Origin of the sequence: Microbacterium sp. H6 (assembly GCF_003314775.1) — a bacterium.
GTDB lineage: Bacteria > Actinomycetota > Actinomycetes > Actinomycetales > Microbacteriaceae > Microbacterium > Microbacterium oxydans.
The window spans coordinates 90,659-94,715 of record NZ_QOAY01000034.1 but is presented as its reverse complement, the minus strand read 5'-3'; the positions used below and the strand labels follow the sequence as shown (position 1 = coordinate 94,715).

3 protein-coding genes are annotated in these 4,057 nt (G+C 67.5%); 2 read left to right on the top strand and 1 reads right to left on the bottom strand.

Going from position 1 to position 4,057, the window contains the following annotated elements:
- Positions 1 to 324 precede the first annotated feature (324 nt).
- Positions 325 to 927 (top strand): TetR/AcrR family transcriptional regulator C-terminal domain-containing protein, encoded by a 603-nt coding sequence (locus tag DSP71_RS02185; RefSeq protein ID WP_061017096.1) that lies wholly within the window; start codon positions 325 to 327, stop codon positions 925 to 927.
- A gap of 334 nt (positions 928 to 1,261) precedes the next feature.
- Positions 1,262 to 1,645: a hypothetical protein gene (locus DSP71_RS02180; RefSeq protein ID WP_046749353.1), complete on the top strand. Its 384-nt coding sequence runs from the start codon at positions 1,262 to 1,264 to the stop codon at positions 1,643 to 1,645.
- Positions 1,646 to 1,660: 15 nt separating this feature from the next.
- Here DSP71_RS02180 and DSP71_RS02175 read toward each other — a convergent pair.
- Positions 1,661 to 4,057 (bottom strand): error-prone DNA polymerase (locus tag DSP71_RS02175; RefSeq protein ID WP_258546215.1); only part of this gene is annotated, 2,397 nt, incomplete at its 5' end.

Sequence of the window (4,057 nt, the reverse complement as noted above, 5' to 3'; positions counted from 1 at the left end):
CGAGGCCGGTCTGGGCGGCCGTGATCATGTACGGCGACAGGTTGACGCCCAGATACCCGGCGATGCCGATCGCGAAGGTCGCGGCCGCTGTCGGGAAGCGGAGAGGGATTCTGGTGCGGAGATCGAGCGTGGTCATGGAGCTCCAAGGGGAGTCGGCACGGCATTGTGCGCGGGGAGGGGAGACAACGGGTGTGCGTCGGATGGGGCACGAGATCATAAACGAATGGTGTTCGTAAACGAATGGTGTTCATTATTATGCACAGGAGGGGGTTCTTGCGGAACCCCCGAACTCACGACCGGTCCGCCGGAGAAAGCGAGCCCCCGATGCCGAGGCCCTCCACACCGCTCCTGTCTCCGGAGATCATCGGCGCCGCGGGCCTCGCTCTCGCGAGAGGCGGCCGGCCCTTCGGGGTCAATGCCATAGCCCGCGAGCTCGGCGTGCGCCCCTCCTCGCTGTACAACCATGTCGACGGCATGGACGGGATACTCGAACTCATCCGCGGGCAGCTCGTGCAGGGATACCTCGTGCAGTGGGACGGCGAGCCCTGGGATGTCTTCGTGCTCGCGGTGCTGCGAACCCAGCGCCGAATGTATGCCGACCATCCGCAGCTCGTTCCATTGCTCGTGGGGAAGACGATCACGCATCCGGCCGTCATCGCCGCATACGACGACCTCGCCTCGGCGCTCGTCGACGGCGGTTTCCCCGAGGACGAGGTGCTCTCGGTGATCGCCGTCATCGACGCCTTCGCGATCGGCTTCGGTCTCGATCTCGCGTCGCCTGACGAGATCTGGCAGCCGGGGGAGCCGACCCGCACGCTTGGACGCCTCATCGACGGGGCCGAGCGGGGGAGCGCCCGCTCTGATCGCACCTTCGAGCTCGGGGCCGACCTTCTCCTGGAATCCCTGCGCACACGACTTGCGCGCTGATCGCCGGAGGTGCACGATCGCCGAGGCGATGCGAAGGAGCCGTGGATCGAGTCCAGCGCAGTGTAGTGCGGTGGGGAGATTTGCCCTCTCGATGACCCGCCCCAGATGGTGCCGCCGAGAGGGCTCACCGCCCTTCCCGGACGGTAGGGGAGGCGGCGAAGATCTCGCTGCGCTCACGGCTGATTTCCCCAGGTCATCAGCCTCGTAGCCCCCGCTACGAGAGCAGAATATCGCTTAATCGGCTTGTCCGCCATTTGGGGGACAAAGAAATTTTCGAATTCGGGTAGCGGGGACTCGCTGTTGTCTTCCTCTGGTGCTTCTCTAGGGTGGACTCATGGACAGACTGCTCGTGCTCACCGCTCAGGTCGCCATCCCCCACGGCCATCGCATCGACGTGACGGAGCAGGTCGATCCGCTCACCGATGAGCCGGTGGTCCTGGCCATCGTCGACCTCGACACCGGCATCCGCTACCGACGCGAAGAGGACCCGAGTGGCGACTTCTCCCGCTGGATCGGGCGGGTGTTGAGGTGCACGGTCACCATCGGAGGCGCAGGAGCCCACACCACGCTGCTCGTCGATCCCCTCGGTCCCGGGTATACCGGTGCCAAGGTGGCTCTCCACGAAGCCGACGCCGCTGCCGATGCCGCCAAGGCCGAGGCGGACCGGTGGGGCGGAGCCGATCGCCCGCCGGCAGAGGAGCCGGAGCGCTTCTGGTGAACCCGGCGCGCAGCGTCACCGGAAGTCTCTGGAGCGATGGGTGAGACCGGTGCGCAGATCCTCGAACCCATCGGCCAGCACATTGACCACGCCCTCGGCCGATCGTTCCAGGATGCCGCGGATGATGAGCGCCGGTGAGTCTCGGGCCACGCGGCGGTAGCGGTTCCAGACCCCGGCCGAGCAGACGACGTTCACCAGCCCGCTCTCATCCTCGAGGTTCACGAAGGTGATCCCGGAAGCCGTGGCCGGTCGTTGACGATGGGTGACGAGCCCGGCGACCTCGATGCGTCGACCCGCCTCGTGCCTCTGCAATTCGACCGCTGTCAGCACGCCGCGAGCGCGCAGAGCCTCCCGGAAGTGCGTCAGGGGATGGTCGTCGGTCGACACCCCGGTCGCCCACAGGTCGGCGGAGAGCCGCTCGTAGCTGCTCTGATCGGCGAACAGGGGCGGCTGCACCGCGACTGTGGTCCCCGGGAGGAAACGGGAGCGATCCTCGGCGGCGGCTCCCGCCATCCAGATGGCCTCCCGGCGTTCCAGGCCCAGACAGTCGAAGGCCCCGGCGGTGGCGAGCGCCTCCAGCTGGGCGGCTGTGGCATCCGTGCGTCTGACCAGGTCGTTCAGGTCCCGATAGAGGCCGTTCGCTTCGCGCTCGGCGACGATCTTCTCGGCCATCGCCATGCCGATCCCACGGATGCCGCCGAGTCCCAGCCGCACAGCGGACCCGCCGTCTCTGCGGTGCGCGGCGGATTTATCCGCGGCAGACCTGTCGAAGCGCAGCACCGGCGGCTGAGGGACGCTCAGGCACGGATCCTGGCCGGTCGGCCCTCTCGGGGTGTCCGAGGAGAGCGGCTCCAGCAGCTCCATCGCACCGGAGAGATGCAGATCGGGGCGGCGCACCTCCACTCCGTGCCGTCGGGCATCCGCGGTCAGGGTCGCGGCGGAGTAGAAGCCCATGGGCTGCGAGCGCAGGAGTCCCGCGAGGAACGCGGCGGGGTAGTGCAGCTTCAACCAGGAGCTGGCATAGACGAGGAGTGCGAACGACAGCGAGTGCGATTCGGCGAAACCGAAGTTGGAGAACGCCTGGATCTGCGCATAGATACGATCCGCCGCCTCGTCGACGAGCCCGCGCCTCGCCATCCCCGCATAAAGCTTGTCCCTGACCTTCTCGATCCTCTCGAGGCCCCGTTTGGAGCCCATGGCCCGGCGCAGCAGATCGGCTTCGTCCGCTGTGCAGTCGCCCACGGCGGTGGCCATCTGGATGAGCTGTTCCTGGAAGATCGGGATGCCCAGCGTGCGCTTCAGGATGTCCTCCAGATCGCTGTGCGGGTAGGGGATGGTGAACTCCACCGGCGGTTCTCCCCGAGACCCCCGTTCCCGGTTCTCCTCGTCGACGCGGTCCTTCGCCATCTTGCGCCGGACGAACGGGTGCACGGCCCCGCCCTGGATGGGGCCGGGCCGGATGAGGGCGATCTGGATGGCGAGGTCGTAGAAGCTCCGCGGTTGCAGGCGGGGGAGCAGCCCTATCTGAGCACGGGACTCCACCTGGAAGACGCCGATCGAGTCCGCGCGGCAGAGCATGTCGTAGACGCCGGCCTCCTCCTTCGGGATCGTCTCGAGCGTCCACTCCTCACCCGTGGTCTCCCGGATCAGGTCGAAGCAGTGCTGGAGGGCGGCGAGCATCCCGAGTCCCAGCAGATCGAACTTCACCAACCCCATGAAGGCGGCATCGTCCTTGTCCCACTGGATGACCGTGCGGTTCTCCATGCGGGCGTGCTCCACAGGAACGACCTCTCCGACGGGGCGCGCGGTGAGCACCATGCCCCCGGAATGGATGCCGAGATGTCGAGGCGCCTTCAGCAGCTCTCCGGCGTAGGCGAGCACGTTCTCGGGGATGTCGTGCCCCTCTGCGGGTTCCAGTCCCGCTCCCCAGCCGTCGACCTGGCGGGACCAGGCATCCTGCTGGCCCGGGGAGTGGCCGAGAGCCCTGGCCATGTCGCGCACCGCATTCTTGGGGCGGTACTGGATGACGTTCGCCACCTGGGCAGCCCGCTCCCTCCCGTACTCCGCGTACACCCACTGGATGATCTCCTCACGGCGGTCGGAGTCGAAGTCGACGTCGATGTCCGGCTCCTCCGTCCGCGTGGTCGCGAGGAACCGCTCGAAGGGCAGACGGTAGAGGATCGGATCGACCGCGGTGATGCCCAGCAGGTAGCAGACCGCGCTCGCCGCAGCCGACCCCCTGCCCTGGCAGAGGATGCCGCGCCTCCGGGCCTCCGCGACGATGCCGTGCACGATCAGGAAGTACCCCGGGAAGTCCTTCTCCTCGATCACGTCGAGCTCGCGGGCGATCCGGTGCCGGCCGTCATCGTCCAGTCGTGGATACTTCGACGGCACGGCCTCCCACACCAGGTG

Coding starts and splice junctions, on each gene's coding strand:
- DSP71_RS02180 (WP_046749353.1), top strand. CDS start 1,262: ATGGACAGACTGCTCGTGCTCACCGCTCAGGTCGCCATCCCCCACGGC.
- DSP71_RS02185 (WP_061017096.1), top strand. CDS start 325: ATGCCGAGGCCCTCCACACCGCTCCTGTCTCCGGAGATCATCGGCGCC.